This is a genomic window from Lentzea sp. NPDC006480, assembly GCF_040611995.1.
GTDB lineage: Bacteria > Actinomycetota > Actinomycetes > Mycobacteriales > Pseudonocardiaceae > Lentzea.
In genome coordinates this window covers 15960-33745 of sequence record NZ_JBEXPJ010000087.1, presented here as the reverse complement: position 1 = coordinate 33745, position 17786 = coordinate 15960, and the positions used below count along the sequence as shown (strand labels likewise).

The 17786-nt window shown below is 69.3% G+C and carries 16 protein-coding genes; 6 read left to right on the top strand and 10 right to left on the bottom strand.

Going from position 1 to position 17786, the window contains the following annotated elements; genetic code table 11:
* Nucleotides 1-51 precede the first annotated feature (51 nt).
* Nucleotides 52-3438, bottom strand: a complete 3387-nt coding sequence (locus tag ABZX92_RS28800; RefSeq protein WP_355565885.1) for a pyruvate carboxylase — start codon at nt 3436-3438, stop codon at nt 52-54.
* A 318-nt stretch (nt 3439-3756) separates the two neighbouring features.
* Here ABZX92_RS28800 and ABZX92_RS28795 point away from each other — a divergent pair, with 318 nt between their 5' ends.
* On the top strand, nt 3757-4977 hold the full coding sequence (locus ABZX92_RS28795; protein WP_355565883.1) for a hypothetical protein: 1221 nt from the start codon (nt 3757-3759) through the stop codon (nt 4975-4977).
* A gap of 362 nt (nt 4978-5339) precedes the next feature.
* Here ABZX92_RS28795 and recG read toward each other — a convergent pair whose 3' ends face one another.
* Both recG and ABZX92_RS28785 read right to left on the bottom strand, forming a co-directional pair.
* Nucleotides 5340-7502 carry an ATP-dependent DNA helicase RecG gene (gene recG / locus ABZX92_RS28790; RefSeq protein WP_355565880.1) on the bottom strand — a complete coding sequence of 721 codons (2163 nt, stop codon included), beginning with the start codon at nt 7500-7502 and terminating at the stop codon, nt 5340-5342.
* 14 nt (nt 7503-7516) lie between these two features.
* Nucleotides 7517-9127: a DAK2 domain-containing protein gene (locus ABZX92_RS28785; RefSeq protein ID WP_355565878.1), complete on the bottom strand. Its 1611-nt coding sequence runs from the start codon at nt 9125-9127 to the stop codon at nt 7517-7519.
* A 148-nt stretch (nt 9128-9275) separates the two neighbouring features.
* On the opposite strand from ABZX92_RS28785, the gene rpmB reads away from it, so the two are divergent.
* The 3 genes from rpmB (at nt 9276) to ABZX92_RS28770 (ending at nt 11630) form a co-directional block, all read left to right on the top strand.
* Entirely contained in the window at nt 9276-9467 is a 192-nt protein-coding gene (gene rpmB / locus ABZX92_RS28780) for a 50S ribosomal protein L28 (protein ID WP_355565876.1), read from the top strand.
* A gap of 154 nt (nt 9468-9621) precedes the next feature.
* Entirely contained in the window at nt 9622-10752 is a 1131-nt protein-coding gene (locus ABZX92_RS28775; protein WP_355565873.1) for a nucleotide disphospho-sugar-binding domain-containing protein, read from the top strand.
* Entirely contained in the window at nt 10749-11630 is an 882-nt protein-coding gene (locus tag ABZX92_RS28770; protein WP_355565871.1) for an SDR family NAD(P)-dependent oxidoreductase, read from the top strand. The genes ABZX92_RS28775 and ABZX92_RS28770 overlap by 4 nt, the downstream gene beginning before the upstream one ends.
* Here ABZX92_RS28770 and ABZX92_RS28765 read toward each other — a convergent pair.
* The 6 genes from ABZX92_RS28765 to ABZX92_RS28740 are packed head-to-tail and all read right to left on the bottom strand — an operon-like array spanning nt 11573 to nt 15812.
* Complete coding sequence (locus ABZX92_RS28765) at nt 11573-12790, bottom strand: MFS transporter (RefSeq protein WP_355565868.1); 1218 nt, start codon at nt 12788-12790, stop codon at nt 11573-11575. The genes ABZX92_RS28770 and ABZX92_RS28765 overlap by 58 nt on opposite strands.
* A 43-nt stretch (nt 12791-12833) precedes the next feature.
* Nucleotides 12834-13508, bottom strand: coding sequence for a uracil-DNA glycosylase (locus ABZX92_RS28760; protein WP_045310622.1), 675 nt, complete (start codon nt 13506-13508; stop codon nt 12834-12836).
* A 43-nt stretch (nt 13509-13551) separates the two neighbouring features.
* Nucleotides 13552-13800 carry a hypothetical protein gene (locus ABZX92_RS28755; RefSeq protein ID WP_355565865.1) on the bottom strand — a complete coding sequence of 83 codons (249 nt, stop codon included), beginning with the start codon at nt 13798-13800 and terminating at the stop codon, nt 13552-13554.
* A gap of 45 nt (nt 13801-13845) precedes the next feature.
* Nucleotides 13846-14367 carry a gamma carbonic anhydrase family protein gene (locus ABZX92_RS28750; protein ID WP_355565862.1) on the bottom strand — a complete coding sequence of 174 codons (522 nt, stop codon included), beginning with the start codon at nt 14365-14367 and terminating at the stop codon, nt 13846-13848.
* A 10-nt stretch (nt 14368-14377) separates the two neighbouring features.
* Nucleotides 14378-14833 (bottom strand): GNAT family N-acetyltransferase, encoded by a 456-nt coding sequence (locus tag ABZX92_RS28745; protein ID WP_355565859.1) that lies wholly within the window; start codon nt 14831-14833, stop codon nt 14378-14380.
* 10 nt (nt 14834-14843) lie between these two features.
* A complete protein-coding gene (locus ABZX92_RS28740) occupies nt 14844-15812 on the bottom strand; it encodes a thiamine-phosphate kinase (protein ID WP_355565856.1) in 969 nt (322 codons plus the stop codon).
* A gap of 97 nt (nt 15813-15909) precedes the next feature.
* On the opposite strand from ABZX92_RS28740, the gene ABZX92_RS28735 reads away from it, so the two are divergent.
* On the top strand, nt 15910-16143 hold the full coding sequence (locus ABZX92_RS28735; RefSeq protein WP_030467939.1) for an Lrp/AsnC ligand binding domain-containing protein: 234 nt from the start codon (nt 15910-15912) through the stop codon (nt 16141-16143).
* 19 nt (nt 16144-16162) lie between these two features.
* Nucleotides 16163-16726 (top strand): DUF3515 domain-containing protein, encoded by a 564-nt coding sequence (locus tag ABZX92_RS28730; RefSeq protein ID WP_355565853.1) that lies wholly within the window; start codon nt 16163-16165, stop codon nt 16724-16726.
* On the opposite strand, the gene ABZX92_RS28725 is transcribed toward ABZX92_RS28730, so the two are convergent.
* A complete protein-coding gene (locus ABZX92_RS28725; RefSeq protein ID WP_355565851.1) occupies nt 16723-17772 on the bottom strand; it encodes a D-alanine--D-alanine ligase family protein in 1050 nt (349 codons plus the stop codon). The two genes, ABZX92_RS28730 and ABZX92_RS28725, sit on opposite strands and share 4 nt — an antisense overlap.
* Nucleotides 17773-17786 lie beyond the last annotated feature (14 nt).

Here is a 17786-nt window from a genome sequence, read left to right as displayed (position 1 = left end):
GGCCGGTACGTGCGGCTCGACCTGACCCAGCGCGCGACGCAGTGGGGTTATTCACTGTGGGAGTTCCAGGACGATCAGGAGGTCGCCGCCTTCGACCTGCTGGGCGCCGCGCAACGCGAGGCGCTGCACGCGACCGGCCTTCGGGGCGGTGATCGCGGCCTCCATCTTCATGGCCTCGATCGTCGCGACCGTCTGACCCGCGTCGACCGAGTCACCCTCGGCCACCACCGCCGTGACCACACCGGCGAACGGCGCCGCGACGTGGTTCGGGTTGCTCCGGTCGGCCTTCTCGGCGACCGGGATGTCCGTCGTCACGGAGCGGTCGCGCACCTGGATCGGCCGCAGCTGGCCGTTCAGGGTCGCCATCACCGTGCGCAGGCCGCGCTCGTCCGCCTCGGAGATCGCCTCCAGGCCGATGAGCAGCCGCACGCCCGGTTCCAGGTCGACGGAGTACTCCTCGCCCGGACGCAAACCGTAGAAGAAGTCCTTGGAGCGCAACACCGACGTGTCGCCGTAGGCCTCGCGGTGCGTGAGGAACTCCTTCGTCGGCGCCGGGAACAGCAGCCGGTTCAGGGTCGCCCGGCGAGCATCGACCAGGCCGGCCTCGTCCTCGGGCGAGAGCTCCTCGATCGGCTTCGGCGCCGGCCTGCCTTCGAGAGCCTTCGAGCGGAACGGCTCAGGCCAGCCACCGGGCGGGTCGCCCAGCTCGCCGTGCAGGAAGCCGATCACCGACGCCGGGATGTCGAACTTGCCGGGGTCGGCCTCGAACTCCTTCGGCGAGACACCCGCGCCGACGAGGTGCAGCGCGAGGTCACCGACGACCTTGGACGACGGCGTCACCTTCACCAGGTGGCCGAGCATCCGGTCGGCGGCCGCGTACATGGACTCGATCTCCTCGAACTTCTCGCCCAGGCCGAGCGCGACGGCCTGAGTGCGCAGGTTCGAGAGCTGACCACCGGGGATCTCGTGGTGGTAGACGCGACCGGTCGGGCCGGGGATGCCGGACTCGAACGGCGCGTAGATCTTGCGCACCGACTCCCAGTACGGCTCCAGGTCGCAGACGTTCTGCAGGTCGAGACCCGTGGAGTGCTCGGTGTGGTCGGTCAGCGCCACGATCGACGACAGCGGCGGCTGCGACGTCGTGCCCGCCATCGACGCGGTCGCGCCGTCGATCGCGTCCACGCCGGCCTGGATCGCCGCGAGGTACGTCGCCAGCTGGCCGCCCGCCGTGTCGTGCGTGTGGAGGTGGACCGGGAGGTCGAACTCCTTGCGCAGCGCGGTGATCAGGCGCGACGCGGCCGGGGCTCGCAAGAGCCCGGCCATGTCCTTGACGCACAGCACGTGCGCGCCGGCGCCGACGATCTGCTCGGCCAGCTTGAGGTAGTAGTCCAATGTGTACAGACGTTCGTCCGGATTGGACAGATCGCTGGTGTAGCACAGGGCGACCTCGGCGACCGCGGTGCCGGTCTCGCGCACGGCCTCGATCGCCGGGCGCATCTGCTCGACGTCGTTCAGCGCGTCGAAGATCCGGAAGATGTCGATGCCGGTGTTCGTCGCCTCCTGCACGAACGCCTTGGTGACCGCCTCGGGGTACGGCGTGTAGCCGACCGTGTTGCGGCCGCGCAGCAGCATCTGCAGGTTGATGTTCGGCACGGCCTCGCGCAGTGCGGCGAGCCGCTCCCACGGGTCCTCGGCGAGGAACCGCAGCGCCACGTCGTACGTCGCGCCGCCCCAGCACTCCAGCGAGAGCAGCTCGGGCGTCATGCGCGCCACGTGCGGTGCGACGGCGAGCAGGTCCTTGGTGCGCACTCGGGTGGCGAGCAGCGACTGGTGCGCGTCGCGGAACGTCGTGTCCGTGACGCCGACCGCCTTGCTCTCCCGCAGCCAGCGCGCGAAGCCCTCGGGGCCGAGCTCGACCAGCTTCTGCTTGGAACCGGCGCGCGGTTCGGCGTTCAGGTCGATGATCGGCAGCTTCTCGCGCGGGTCGACCGCGGTCGGACGCGTGCCGTTCGGGTGGTTGACCGTGACGTCCGCGAGGTAGGTCAGCAGGCGCGTGCCGCGGTCGGCCGAGTGGCGCGCCGTCAGCAGGTGCGGGCGCTTCTCGATGAACGACGTGGTGACGCGGCCCTCGTAGAAGTCCGGGTCGTCCAGCACGGCCTGGATGAACGGGATGTTCGTGGACACACCGCGAATGCGGAACTCCGCGATCGCGCGGCGCGCACGGGCGACGGCGAGCGCGAAGTTGCGGCCGCGGCACGTGAGCTTCACGAGCATCGAGTCGAAGTGCGGGCTGATGGCCATGCCCGCGCCCGCCGTGCCGCCGTCGAGACGAATGCCGGAGCCACCGGGCGAGCGGTAGGCGCTGATCGTGCCGGTGTCCGGGCGGAACCCGTTGGCCGGGTCTTCCGTCGTGATGCGGCACTGCAGGGCGGCGCCGCGCAGCTGGACCGTGTCCTGGCTGAGCCCGAGGTCCTCCAGCGACTCGCCGGACGCGATGCGCATCTGCGACTGCACGAGGTCCACATCGGTCACTTCTTCGGTGACCGTGTGCTCGACCTGGATGCGCGGGTTCATCTCGATGAAGACGTAGTGGCCCTGCGGGTCGAGCAGGAACTCCACCGTGCCGGCGTTGCGGTAGCCGATGTGGCGCGCGAACTTCACGGCGTCGTTGCAGATGCGGTCGCGCAGCTCGGGGTCGAGGTTCGGCGCGGGCGCGATCTCGATGACCTTCTGGTGGCGCCGCTGCACGGAGCAGTCGCGCTCGAAGAGGTGGATCACGTTGCCGTGGCCGTCGGCGAGGATCTGCACCTCGATGTGGCGCGGCTCGACCACGGCCTGTTCGAGGAACACCGTCGGGTCGCCGAACGCCGACTCCGCCTCGCGCGACGCCGCTTCGAGCGCCTCGCGCAGTGCGGCCGGCTCGTCGACCTTGCGCATGCCCCGGCCGCCACCACCGGCGACGGCCTTGACGAACACCGGGAAACGCATCGTCTTCGACGCTTCGAGCAGCTCGTCGATGTTCGACGACGGCGCGCTCGACTCCAGCACCGGCAGCCCGGCCTCGCGGGCGGCGGCGATGGCGCGCGCCTTGTTGCCCGTCAGCTCCAGAACCTCGGCGACGGGACCGATGAACGTCAGGCCCGCCTCGCGGCAGGCCATCGCGAGTTCTGGATTTTCGGAGAGGAACCCGTATCCGGGGTAGATCGCGTCAGCGCCGGCCTTGCGGGCGGCCTTGATGATCTCGTCGACGGAGAGGTAGGCGCGGACGGGGTGACCGGGGTCACCGATCTCGTACGACTCGTCGGCCTTCAACCGGTGCAGCGAGTTGCGGTCTTCGTGAGGGAAAACGGCGACCGTTCCCGCGCCCAGTTCGTAGGCGGCTCGGAACGCGCGAATCGCGATCTCGCCGCGGTTGGCGACAAGAACCTTGCGGAACATCCGTAGCCCTCCCGGGTGTTGCTCGGCGGTCAGTTCGGGCACGTTACCGTGCGACTCTTGCCTGTTGGGAGGACTGTCTCACGTGATGGGTGTCATCCTGATCGGTCTTGCTGGTGAGGATTCTCGCGGTTTGAGACCTGGTGCGACACCCGCCACCCGGTCAGACTCCGACCGGTAGTGGGATTCACCAGATCGAGTGACGATCTTGGGAGCCATCTCGGTAGGGTGAGCCATATGGCCGGGGCTGATGGAGCCGGGCAGCCTACTGCCCGCACACCGCATTTCGACGTTGTCCTCCGTGGTTACAACCAGCGACAGGTGAACGAGAGAGTCACTCGCCTGGAGTTTGATCTCAAGAACTCGAACCGCGCTCGCGACGCCGCTGCCGCGCAGGTCGGCGAGCTCACGAAGCTGCTGAACTCGATGCGCGCGGATCTCGACAAGACCAAGATGCAGCTCCAGAACCTGGCCAACAGTCCCGTGAGCGCGTCGAACGTCACCGAGCGTGTTCGCGTGATGATGTCGCTGGCCGAGGAAGAGATCGCGGACATCCGCCAGGGCGCCCTCGACAAGGCGGCCGCCACGCGTGGCGAGGCCGAGAAGTGGGCGGCGGAACAGCGCGAGAACCACAACCGCCTGCTGGCCGAGACCGAGGCCCGTCGCAAGCAGCTGGAAGTCGCGCACCAGCAGCGCACGGCCGAGCTGGAGAAGCAGTTCGCCGAACGCAAGTCGGCGCTGGAGGCCGAGCACGACGCCCTGCGCACCCGACTGACCTCCGAGCACGAGGCCCTGGTGGCCGAGGTGCGCGCCGAGGGCGAGCGCGTGGCCGCGGAGTTCGAGAAGAAGTCGGCCGACCTGGACGCCCACCGCGTGGAGCTCGACGCCAAGTACAAGGCGTACCACGACGAGCTGGACAAGGAGTACGACGGCCTCAAGGCGACGCTCGCCGCCGAGCACAAGAAGGTGCTGGCGGACGCGCAGGCCGAGGCTTCGCGGATCGCCGAGGAGTCCGAGGCCACGCGGGTCGCCGCGCTGGCGAAGCTCGACGAGGCGCTGGCGTCGAAGCAGGCAGAGGCCGAGAAGGCGCTGGCCGAGCTGGAGGCCGAGTCGCTGGCCCGTGCCGAGAAGACCACCGCGGACGCGACCGCGCAGGCTGCCGCCCTGGTCAGTGCGGCGGAGGAGAAGGCCGCCACGGTCACCCGCGAGGCGGACGAGAAGGCCACCACGACCGTGCGGGAAGCCGACGAGAAGGCTGCCGCGCTGGTTCGGGATGCCGAAGCCAGGACTTCGACCCTGGTCCGCGAGGCCGAGGAGAAGTCGGCGGCCGCGGTGGCGCGGTCCGACCAGCGCGCGGCCGCTGCCGCGGACCGGGAGGCATCGCTGCGGTCGGCGCACGACAACCTGGCCACGCAGTTCCACGCCGCGCAGGCCGCGGTGGAAGCGGCGATGTCGGTGCTCAAGCCGCTGGAGGACGGTTCGGCGGCGGATGAGGCCGACGACCCGAAGACCGAGCAGTTCCCGAAGCCCCGCCAGAACTAGTCCGTCGTGCGAGGTCCCCGTGTCCCGGCCTGGATGCGGGGACCTTTGCCGTTCGTGGTGACTAGCCAGGCTTTCCCGAGGTCCGGAGCCGTGCCTGCGAAGGTCTGAGCAGCCACCCCGGCGTCCAGACAGCTGCCGAAGCCGTGCCAGCACTCGTTCGCGACAGCGAGGCATTCTCCAGTTCCGGATCCGCGCCTGCGAAGCGCCGAGCCGCCACGCGTGCGCGCAGGCAGCGTCCGAAGCCGCACCAGAACCGGTTCGGGACAGCCGTGGTCGTCGCGCTGACGTGAGCGTTCGGGCAGAAGTTCGAGGTCCCCGCGGCCGGCTTGAACGCGGGAACCTCGGCCGTTCGTGATGACGGGCTAGGCCTTCTCCAGGAAGTCCGCCCGTTCCTCGGTCAGCAGGGTCGCCACCATCCCCGCCAGGCCGGGGTGCTTCTCCAGATCCGGATCGGCGTCCACGAACCCCTGAGCCGCCACCCGCGCGTCCGCGATGATGTCCTCGTCGCGCAGCAGGGAGAGCATCTTCAGGGCCGAGCGGCGGCCGGACTGGGCGGCGCCGAGGATGTCGCCCTCGCGGCGCAGTTCGAGGTCCAGCTGGGCCAGTTCGAAGCCGTCCAGAGTGGACTCGACCGCGCGGAGGCGTTCCATCGTCGCGGTCATCTCCGGCATCTCGGTGACCAGCAGGCAGAGGCCCGGCGCGCTGCCTCGGCCCACGCGGCCGCGGAGCTGGTGGAGCTGCGAGACGCCGAAGCGGTCGGCGTCCATGATGGCCATGACGGTGGCGTTCGGGACGTTGACGCCCACCTCGATGACCGTGGTGGCGACGAGCACCTGGACCTGGTTGGCGGAGAAGGCGCGCATCACGGCGTCCTTCTCGTCCGGGGGCATGCGACCGTGCAGGATCTCGATCCGCAGGCCGCGCAGGGGGCCCTGGGCCAGCATCGTGGCCACGTCGACCACGGACAGGGCCGGGCGCTTGTCCTCGTCCTCGGACGAGGACTTCGCGGGCTCCTCGTCGCCGATGCGCGGGCACACGAAGTAGGCCTGGTGGCCCGCGGCCACTTCCTCGCGCACACGGGCGAAGGCGCGGTCCAGCCAGGCGGGCTTCTCGCGCACCGGCACGACCGAGGTCTTGATCGGCGAACGGCCGCCGGGCAGCTCGCGCAGAGCCGACACCTCCAGGTCGCCGTAGACGGTCATGGCGACGGTGCGCGGGATCGGCGTCGCGGTCATCACCAGGACGTGCGGGTTTTCCCGTTCACCGCGCGCTGAGAGAGCGGCGCGCTGCTCAACGCCGAAGCGGTGTTGTTCGTCGACGACGACGAGACCCAGGGAGTGGAACTCGACCTTCTCCTGGATGATCGCGTGCGTGCCGACGACGATGCCGGCCTCGCCGGACACGATGTCGAGCAACGCCTGGCGCCGCTGAGCCGTGTTCATCGAGCCGGTCAGCAACGTCACCCGCGTCGCGTCCTCCGCGCCGCCGAGCTGGCCCGCTTGGGCGAGATCGCCGAGCATCTCGGAAAGCGAGCGAGCATGTTGTGCCGCAAGGACTTCCGTGGGCGCGAGCATGGCGGACTGACGACCGGCGTCGACGGCCTGCAACATAGCTCGCAACGCCACCATCGTTTTTCCTGACCCGACCTCCCCTTGCAGCAGGCGGTTCATCGGCACGACCGAGGCCAGGTCCTCGGAGATCTGCTCGCCCACCGACACCTGACCAGCCGTCAGCGTGAACGGCAGCCGCGCGTCGAAAGCGTCGAGAATTCCGCCGGACCGGCGTGCGCACGAGGGAGCCGGGCGCGCCCTGGAAGCCTTGCGGCGCTGGGCCAGGGTGAGCTGCACGGCCAGCGCCTCGTCCCACTTGAGCCGTTGCTGCGCCACGGAGATCTGCGCCCAGCTGTCCGGCCGGTGGATCGCCCGCAGCGCCTCCTCCAGGCCGATCAGGCCGTGCTCCTCGCGGAAAGCAGCCGGCAGCGGGTCCTCGGGCACGCCGTCCCAGATCTCCAGCAGCTGCTTCACGCAGTTGGCGATGTTCCACGTGTTGATGTGCTGCGAAGCCGGGTAGACGGGCAGGAACGTCTGCAGGAACGACGAGCCGTCCTGCTCCGCGGTGAGGATCTCGAACGCGGGGTGCACCAGCTGCAGGTTCTGCCGGTAGCGGCCCACCTTGCCGGCGAACAGGGCGCGGGTGCCGGGCAGCAGCTCCTGCTCCGCCACGAACGCCACCTTGCCGAAGAACACCAGGTGCAGCTCGGACGTGCCGTCCGTGATCACCGCCTCGGTCATGTGGCCGTGGCGGGCCTTCATGCGCCGCTTGGTGCACTTGCGGACCTCGGCCTGGACGGTGACGTGCTCGTCGATTTCCAGGGACCTGATGTCCGTCAGCTTCCCGCGCTCGTCGTAGCGGCGCGGGTAGTGGCGCAGCAGGTCACCGGCCGTCGTGAGGCCGAGGCCGGTCTCCAGTGCGTCGGCGGTCTTCTTGCCGAGCAACGGCTGCAGCTTGTCGTCGAAGGAGATCATCGCGTCCCATTCAACTACTCGACACCGACAAAAATGACCGCGTCGGGCTGACCACCCGGATAAGCCGTCACCTCGACCTCCGGATGGGTCACCCGGAGGTGGTCTTCCAGCACGTCCACCAGGCCGGACGGAGCATCAGCGCCGAGGATCACCGTCACCAGCTCGCCGCCGCCGGCCAGCATCCGGTCGACCAGGCGGCACGACAGGTCCATCAACGACTCCGCGGTCGACGGGCCGGGCTCGATCAGCACGACCTCGCCGTCCAGCATGCCCAGCAGGTCGCCCGGCTGGCAGCGGCCCACCCACGTCAACGCCTCGTCCGCGGCGATCGCGAGCTCGCCACGGCGCGTGGCAGCAGCAGCCTCGGCCATGGCGACAACGTCGTCACCGGCACGCCTAGAAGAGTCGTGCACCGCCAACGCCGCGAGGGCCTGCACGGGCGAGAACGTGGGCACCACCACTACGTCCTGCCCCGCGGCCTGTGCGTACGCCACGGCTTCATCCAGGGCCTCGCGGATGTCCGGATCACCCGGCAGCACCGCGACGTGACGCGCGCGCGTCGACACGATGGCGGACAACAGATCCGTGGGCGTCGCAGAAGAAGTGGCGAGGTCGAACACCGTGGCTCCCTCGGCGCGGAACAGGTCCACCGCGCCGCTCACCACCACCACGATCGACCGGTCGCGCACGAACCGCGAAGCCTGCGCGGCGATCTGGTCGGCGAACCGCGCCACCGTGATCCGGTGCGGACGCCCAGCGCGCACACCCGCCTCGATGGCCGCGCCGATGTCGTTGCAGTGCACGTGCACGGTCCACAAGGAAGCACCATCACCGACGACGGACACGCAGTCGCCGAGCAGGTTCAGCGACACGCGCAGCTCCCCGACAGCCTCCTCCGAGGTGTCGTCGAGCAGGTACATGACCTCGTACTCGAACTCCGGCGACCCGCTCTCGCGCTCGGTCGTCAGCGACTCGGGCGTGCGCGGCAGCAGCGGCGCGTCCATCGGCGTTTCCACGGCTTGACCGGTGATCACCGCGGCCAGTGTGTCCAACAACACAACGAGACCACGTCCGCCCGCGTCGACCACCCCAGCCTTCGCCAGCACGGCGAGTTGCCGCGGCGTGTCGGCCAACGCCACCGCACCCGCGCGCGACGCCGCCATCACGACCTCGTCGAGTTCGTCCGACGGGCAGTCCCGTGCGGCCTCCGCAGCGGCGTGCAGCACTGACAGGACCGTGCCGGCAACCGGCTTGGACACAGCAGCAGTGGCCAGCTCATCAGAGCGTTGCAGGCCCTTCCGCAGCGCCGAACCCGTGACGAGCGAGACCTCCTGCACGGTCTCCGCGAGGCCCCTGAGCACCTGGGACAGGATCACGCCGGAGTTCCCGCGGGCTCCCGCGAGCGCGCCACGGGCGAGTGCGGCCAGCGCCTCGCCTACCGTGGAGATGGGCGAGCGCAGCAGCGCGTCGAGCGCCGACTGCATCGTGTGCAGCAGGTTGGTACCTGTGTCACCGTCGGGCACGGGGAAGACGTTGATCTGGTCGATCGCCTCCCGGTTGGCGTCCAGCGACCGCACGCACGCGTCCGCCCACCTGCGCACCGCGACCGCATCCATGACCTGCATGGCGGCGAGGGTATCCACCCGGTTTGGTCGCGGGTGAGGCCACCGGCTACCCTGATTGGGTTGCCGTGCCCGGTTGAGGCTTGTGCACGCTTGCGCGCCCACCGGGACGCGAGACTCACCGCTTGAGGAACCTGAAGGAGTGGCTGACGTGGCTGCCGTGTGCGACGTCTGTGGCAAGGGGCCGGGCTTCGGCCATTCGGTTTCGCACTCCCAGCGGAAGACGAACCGCCGCTGGAACCCGAACATCCAGTCTGTGCGCGCGAAGGTCTCGACCTCGCAGCGTCAGCGGATCAACGTGTGCACGTCCTGCCTGAAGGCCGGCAAGGTCGTGCGCGGCTGATCACCGCCACAGCGCAAGAACCAGAAGAGCCCGGCTCCGGCCGGGCTCTTCTGCGTTTCCGGGAGGTATTCCGGGGAATACCCAAACAAGACGTGATACGGCGCCAAACGAGACGTTGTTGAATAGTTCCTGAACTTACGCTTAGTTTGGGAGCATGCGAGTCCTGGTGACGAGCTGCCCCGGTTATGGGCACCTTTATCCGCTTATTCCACTGAGCTGGGCGTTGAGCAACGCCGGGCACGACGTGCTGCTCGCGTTGCCCGACCAGTTCACGCAGGTGGCAGCCGCTACCGGACTGCCGGCCGCCGCGGTGGGACCGGTATCGATCCGGGAAGTCTTCGAGCAGGCGAATCACGCGCTCTATTCCGGGAATGTGACTGAAGCTCTGATCGAGCACGTCACCGAGCATTACGCGAAAATAGCCCGTTTCACGGTCGCCAACGTGATCGCTCTGGCCGAAAGATGGCGGCCGGATGCCGTAATGCACACGCCGTGGGAGTACGCGGGGCCGATCGCCGCCGCACGACTCGGTGTTCCTCTCGTCCGGCACACCTGGGGCGTCGCACTGCCGCCCGAGCTGGCACCCGCCGAGGCCGAGGCGCTCGCACCGGTTCACCGTGAGCACGGGTTCCCCCGCGACCCCGCGTTCGAGGTGGACGTCTGCCCACCCGCGCTGCAGTACCCGGACGCGCGGGCGGGCGTGCCGATGGCCTACACCGCCTACAACGGCTCGGGCGTGCTGCCGTCGTGGCTGTTCGAGCCGCGTACCAGGCCGAGGATCTGCGTGACGCTCGGCAGCGTGCCCGTCCCCGGCGGAGAGCACGACCGGGTGCTGCGCACCGTGCTCGCGGGCCTCGCCACGATCGACGCCGACGTGCTGGTGATCACAGGAGGCGGCGCGCTCGATCCGGGCACGCTCCCCGCCAACGCCCGGGTCGTGGACTGGCTACCGCTCAACCAGGTGCTCAAGACGTGTGACGCCGTGGTGCACCACGGCGGGTCGGGCACGACCATGACCTCGCTGCACGCGGGCCTGCCGCAGCTCGCGCTGCCGCAGATGTGCGACCAGCACCGCCACGCCGACCGCGCGGAAGCCGTCGGCGCCGCCGCCAAGCTCATCGGAGACGACATCACCGCGGAGTCCGTCCGCGACCATGCCGCCTGGCTGCTGGAGGACCCGGCACCGCGCGTGGCCGCGGAGAAGATCCGCGACGAGATGCGGGCACTGCCGCCACCCGCCGCCGTCGTCTCCTCCCTCATCTCACTCGTGGAGGCAGGATCGTGAAGACAGTCGTGGTGACCGGCGCAGGCGGCTTCATCGGCTCGCACGTCGTGGAGACGTTGCTGGGCACCGACACCCGCGTGATCGCCTTGTACCGGGCGGATCCGCCGCCGTTCGCCGCCCCGAACCTCCAGACGTTCCCGCTCGACCTGCGCGACGAGAACGAGCTCCGGGCCGTGCTGCGGTACGCGGCTCCCAACGCGCACACGGTGATCCACACGGCGGCGATGGACGGCAACGCGGCGTTCAAGCGCGACAAGACCGCCGAGATCTTCGACACGAACCTGCGCATCGGCTCGAACGTGCTGAACGCCGCCCGCGACGCGGAGGTCCAGAACGTCGTGATGGTCAGCTCCGCCGAGGCGTCCGTGGAGTCGGACAACGGCTACGCGCTCTCGAAGTCCGTCGTCGAACTGCTGGCGGAGCAGTATCGCAAGCAGTACGGCATGCGGATCTTCCTGCCGCGCCCGTCGAACGTCTACGGCCCGCGCGACAAGGTCCACCGGGTGATCCCCGCGATGATCAGCCGGATCACCTCCGGCCAGGACGTCGAGATCTGGGGCGACGGCTCCCAGACGCGGTCTTTCGTGCACGTGCGCGACGTCGTGGCGGCGATCCTGCAGATGGTCGCGCAGGACACCGCCGACGTGCTGACCGTGGCGACCCGCGAGACGATCTCGATCCTCGAACTGGCCCGGACGTTGTGCGCGTTGCTGGACGTGCCGGAACGGATCCGGCTCGACCTCACGAAACCCACCGGAGCACCGGCGCGACCGCTCGACACCACGCGGATGTACGAGCTGGTGACGCCCCGGCCGTTGCATCAGGGACTCGGCGAAACCGTGTCCTGGTACCGCTCGACGCTCCCGCTGGCGGCCTGACGACGCAGGGCGCGGTGCACGAACACCAGGCACGCGACACCGCTGAGCACCGCGCCGGCGCCACCGAGCGCGAACACCGCTCTTGGACCCATGACCAGCAGCAACAGACCTGCGGTAGCCGTTCCGACCAGGTTCGCACCGATCACCATCGAGCTGACCGCGGCGAATGCCCGCCCGCGCATCTCGTCCGGCGTGCGCAGCCGGACGATCGCGTTGACCGTCACGTTGTCGACGCCGTTGGACACACCGCCGATGAGCCACCCGATCCCCGCGGTCACGACGTACGGGAACATCGCCGGGATCAGCACCGCGACGCCGGTGGTGATTCCCGTGATCGCGAGCGCGTAGGCGGCCTGGGGCACGGTCTCGAGCCGCGCGGCCAGCCGGTTGCCGAGCAGGATGCCGACCATCCAGCACGCCTGCATCGCGCCCAGCAGGAACTCGTCACCGTGCAGCACGAACCGCACGAACGCCGGGTCGACCACGTTGATCACCACGACCGCGCCGACGAAGAACGCCAGCCCGACGATCGCCGCGAACAGGACAGGATCGCGCCGCACGTGACTGATGCCCGCCAACGCGCTGGGGCGCTTCTCGTGCTCGCCGGAAGGCCTGCGTTCCGAGCGCACGAACGCCAGCAGCGCCGCGTAGACGAGGAAGGTCGCGCCGTCGACGAGCAACGCGGCGGGGTGCCCGAAGATCCCGGCGAGCAACGCGCCACCGGTCACGCCCGCGATGTTGCCGACACTGCGCGCGGTGCCGAGCCACGCGTAACCACGTGTCGCTTCTTCTTCGCCCGCGATGTGCGGCACCAGGGCAGCCGTGGCAGGCATGGCGATCGCACGGCCGCAGCCGGACAGGAACACGAGCGCCACCACGAACCCGGGCAGGCCCATCAACGGCGCGGCCGCCGCGATCGCGACACCCTGGCAGAGCAGCGCGACGATCAGCAGTCCGCGGTTGGGCAGCCGGTCGACGAGCACGCCCGCGAACGGCGCGCCGAGCACGACGGGCAGCAGTTCGGCGACCAGGATCGCGGCCACGAGCAGCGAACTGATCGGCGTCGCCCAGAACAGCAGAACGAGCAACGACAACGAGTTGCCGAACTCGGAGACGGCCGCCCCCGCGGCCACCAACGACAGATCGCGATTCCCCCGCATGTCTCCGACGCTAGTGGGGAGACGTGCGGGGGCAATCGAATTCCTACGGCAGCTTCCAGTCGACCGGCTCCGCGCCCTGCTTCTCCAGCAGTTCGTTGGCGCGGCTGAACGGCTTCGAACCGAAGAAGCCCGCGTGCGCCGACAGCGGCGACGGGTGCGCGGACTCGATGGCGGGCAACGGTTCCAGGAGCGGACGCAGGTTGCGCGCGTTGCGGCCCCACAGGATGGAGACCAGCGGTGCGTCACGAGCCGCGAGCGCCTTGATCGCCTGCTCCGTCACGGCCTCCCAGCCCTTGCCCTGGTGGGAATTCGCCTTGCCGGGCTGGACAGTCAGCGCCCTGTTGAGCAGCAGCACGCCGCGCTCGGACCACGGCGTGAGGTCGCCGTTGGAGGGCAACGGGTGACCGAGGTCCTCCGCGTACTCCTTGTAGATGTTGACCAGCGACTTCGGGATCGGCCGCACATCGGGCGCCACCGAGAACGACAGGCCGACCGCATGGCCGGGCGTCGGGTACGGGTCCTGCCCGACGATCAGCACCTTCACCTGGTGGAACGGCTGCTTGAACGCACGCAGCACGTTCTCGCCCGCAGGTAGGTAGGTGCGGCCGGCGGCGACCTCCGCGCGCAGGAACTCACCCATGGCGGCGATCTGGTCAGCAACGGGGGCGAGAGCTTCAGCCCAACCGGCTTCGACAACTTCGTTGAGGGGACGAGCCACGGCTGTGAACCCTATCTCACAACGACTCGCTGTCCGCCGACAACTACTTCGGCCAGGTGCAGTACGGGCCCGCCCCCGTCATGCAGACCTGAAGTTCGTTGGGGCGGCTGTAACAAGTCGGTGTGGCGACCACGCCGCTGAACGGGATCTTGTGCGAGCCCGGGACCACCCTGATGCTCACCCCAGGCCACGTTCCGCACCCGTCCGCGGTCGCCGGACCAGCCACGGCGACACAGGCGCCGAGGGCGACGGCGACCGTCAGCACCGCTGAGACTTTCCTCTGAGTCCCCATGATCAGAGGATGGCCCACGGGCCTTGCACAAACATTGCACGCGGGTCAGTCGAGGCGGCGCAGCTTCTCCCGGTACAGCGCGATGTTCTGCACATACTTCTCGACGATGAAAGCCCAGGCCTGTTCTGGCACAACATGTCCGGCCCGCTCACGGGCCGGAACTCCGAGCACCATCGTGCGTTCGCGGACGTGCCCGTCGAACGAGACCACCGCGCCGGCGCCGACGATCGCGCCCTTCTCGACGATGGAACCGTTGAGCACCACCGATCCGGACGCGATCAGGCAGTCGTCCGCGACCGTCGCGCCCTCGATGTGCACGTTGTGGCCGACGACGCAGGACGAGCCGATGTGCACCGGGTGGACCTCGGTGCAGTGGATCACCGTGCCGTCCTGGACCGACGTGCGCTCGCCGATGACGATGCGCCCGTAGTCGCCGCGCAGCACGGCTTGCGGCCACACCGACGAGAAAGCGCCGATGCGCACGTCGCCGATCACGGTCGCATCCGGGTGCACATACGCGTCCGGGTGGATCTGCGGCGTGTAGTCCCCCAACGCATAGATGGCCATGCGCCCGAACCTACAACGGCTTCCCGAAGCAGCGACTCTCCGGGTGGTCGCGGTACACCCCGAAGTTGTCGATCCGCTCGTAGCCGCTGGAGGTGTAGAGGCCGATCGCCTCCGGCTGGCGGAGACCGGTTTCCAGCACCATCCGCCGCAGGCCCGCCTCGCGCGCGGTGGTTTCCAGGTGGGCAAGCACGAGCCGCGAAAGGCCCTGGCCACGTGCGGAGTCGACGACGTACATCCGCTTGATCTCGGCGGCGCCGTCGAGTTCGAGGCTCACGCGCCAGCCACCGCAGGAGACGGGCACGCCGTCGAGGTAGCCGATGACGAAGTAGCCGAGCGGTGCGGCGAACTGCGCCGGATCGACCGGCGTGACGTCCTCGTCGCCGTAGCGCTCGACGTAGACCTGCTGGAGGTCGGCGATCATCTTGACCGAGTCCGGATGGTCATACGCGCGCGTGCATAGTTCCACATGGACCAGTTTACGCGCGCCAGTGCTCCCAGCCAGGAGGTTTTTCGTAAACCCTGCCGTCCACCGTCACACCCTCACCCGCGCGGACCGTGCCGATGGTCGTCCAGTTCTCCGGGACCGCCTTGGGACCGGGGAAGGTCGCGGCGAGAGCGTGATCTTCACCGCCCGTCAGCGCCCAGTGCCGTGCGTCGCCGCCGAGTGCCGACGCGACGTCGAGCAGCCGCGGGTGCAACGGCAGCAGCTCGGTGCGGATGTCGATCGCCACGCCCGACGAGTCCGCGATGTGGCCGAGGTCCTGCAGGAGCCCGTCCGAGATGTCGATCATCGACGTGGCGCCAGCCTCGGCGGCCTTGGGGCCCTCCTCGTACGGCGGCTCTGGCGTGCGCTGGGCGTTGACGATGCCGACCGGCGAGCGGAACCCGCGGCCCAGCACGGCGAGGCCCGCGGCCGCCCAGCCGAGCCGTCCGGTCACCGCCACCACGTCACCGACGAGCGCGCCGGACCGGGTGACCGGCTCCAGTCCGTTCATGTCACCCATTGCGGTGATGGAGATCACCAGCGTGGCGGAGCTGACCATGTCGCCGCCCACGATGCCCGCGCCGGCCGTCGCCGCCTCCTGCCAGAGGCCCGACATGATCCCCTGGACCGTCGCCGCGGGAGTGTCCGGCGGGCACGCGATCCCGACGAGCAGACCTGACGGCAGTGCTCCCATCGCGACGACGTCGGCGAGGTTCACCGCGGCCGCTTTTCGGCCCACCTGCTCGGGACTGGACCAGTCGAGTCTGAAGTGGACACCCTCGACCAGCACGTCCATGGAGGCGACGACCCGCCCGTCCGGGACGGCGACCACGGCCGCGTCGTCCCCCGGCCCGAGGATCGTCGTCTCGGGTTGCGCCCGACCGGTCGTCACCCGGTGGATGAGATTGAACTCACCCACATCGGCGACCGTCTCCGCGTCGCGCGGCGGCTCCGGACGCAAAGTTGCCTCCCAATCTGAGCATTCGGAACCCCAACTGGGGTACGTTGCGTGACACGTTCCTACCTCGACCCAACCTGTCGCGACGAAGGGGCACGCCGTGGTGCATGCATACATCCTCATCCAGACCGAGGTCGGCAAGGCCGCCGCAGTCGCCTCCGAGATTTCCGGAATCGCAGGGGTAGCAACCGCAGAAGACGTCACCGGTCCGTACGACGTCATCGTCCGCGCCGAAGCGGAGACCGTCGACCAGCTCGGTCAGCTCGTGGTCGCCCGCATCCAGAACGTGGAAGGCATCACACGGACGCTGACCTGCCCGGTGGTGCATCTCTAGCCCGTGTTCCCATAACCGGGTGACACAGCAGGAAACCAAGTCGGCGCTGTCCCGGCCGTCGCTCGCGGCGGTCGGGCTCGCCGTGCTGCTCGTCGTCGGTTTCGCCGCATTAGGTCTCGTGCTGAACACAGGCGACCAGACCGAGGACGTACCCGGTCGCACAGGTCCCCTCGCGCTGGTCTCCGTCGACGCACCGGACGCGGCCTCCGCGCCGTGCACGTCGTTGATCACGAAGCTGCCCGCAGAGCTGCCGTCCGGGAAGGACGTGCTGCCCCGCCGGGAACTGGCCTCGCCCGCGCCGCCCGCGACCGTCGCGTGGGGTGACGCCGAGCACGATCCGGTGGTCCTGCGCTGTGGCCTGCCGCGGCCGGCCGAGCTGTCCGCGACCTCGCAGCTGCGGGTGATCTCGGACGTGCAGTGGCTGGAGCTGCCCGGTTCCGGCAGCTCGACCTGGGTGATCGTGGACCGCGGTGCGTACGTGGCGCTGACGGTGCCCGACGAGGCGGGCACCGGACCGTTGCAGGACATCTCCACGACGGTGCGCGACCTGCTGCCGAAGCAGCAGGTCAGGACCAGCCCCTAGCGCAGGCCGGATCCCCGCGCGATCGCCGTCTCGATCAACGTGGTCAGCAGCGTGGTGAAGTCGATGCCGGTCGCCGCCCACGCCTTGGGGTACATGGAGATCGGCGTGAAACCCGGCATGGTGTTGAGCTCGTTGATGATCAGCTCGTTCTGCTCGGTGAGGAAGAAGTCCACCCTGGACAGTCCCTGGCAGTCGAGCGCCTTGAACGCCGTGACGGCCATCTCGCGCAGCTGCTGGGTGATGTCGTCGTCGAGCTTCGCCGGGATGTCGGCCTCGTAGGAGTCGTCGACGTACTTGGCGTTGAAGTCGTACCACTCGACGTCCGCGCCGACCGCACGCAGCTCGGCGGGCAGCGACGCCTCGACGCGGCCGTCCGGGAACTCCAGCACCGCGAGCTCGATCTCGCGCATGTTCGGCACCGAGGCCTCGATGATGACCTTGGGATCGTGCTGGCGCGCCTCGAAGATCGCGGCGTCCAGGTCGGCCCAGTCGCTCACCTTCGAGATGCCGACGGACGACCCGGCGCGCGACGGCTTCACGAACACCGGCAGGCCGAGGTGCTCACGCTCGTCCAGCGTCAGCGTGGTGGCTCCGCGGTCGAGGGCGACGAACTTGCCGACCGGCAGGCCTTCCGCCTCCAGGATCTTCTTGGCGAAGACCTTGTCCATGGCGGCGGCGCTGGCGAACACGCCCGGCCCGACGTACGGCAAGCCGCCCAGTTCGAGCAGACCCTGGATCGTGCCGTCCTCTCCCCACGCGCCGTGCAGCAGCGGGAAGACGACGTCGACGTCTTTGAGAGCCTGGCCGGGCTCGATCGCGGCGACGGTCTGGTTGCGCAGCGTGGGGAGGTTGCCGGCGCCAGATTCCAGCGCGTTCGGGTCCGTGCCGAGTGCCCACTGCCCCTGCGGAGTGATGCCGACCGGCACCACCTCGAAGCGCTCGGCGTCCAGGTAGGGCAGGACGCTCTTGGCGGACTGGCAGGAGACCTCGTGCTCGGAGCTGCGGCCGCCGAACACCACGGCCACCCTCGTCTTGCGCTGCGTCATGGGGCCCGACCCTA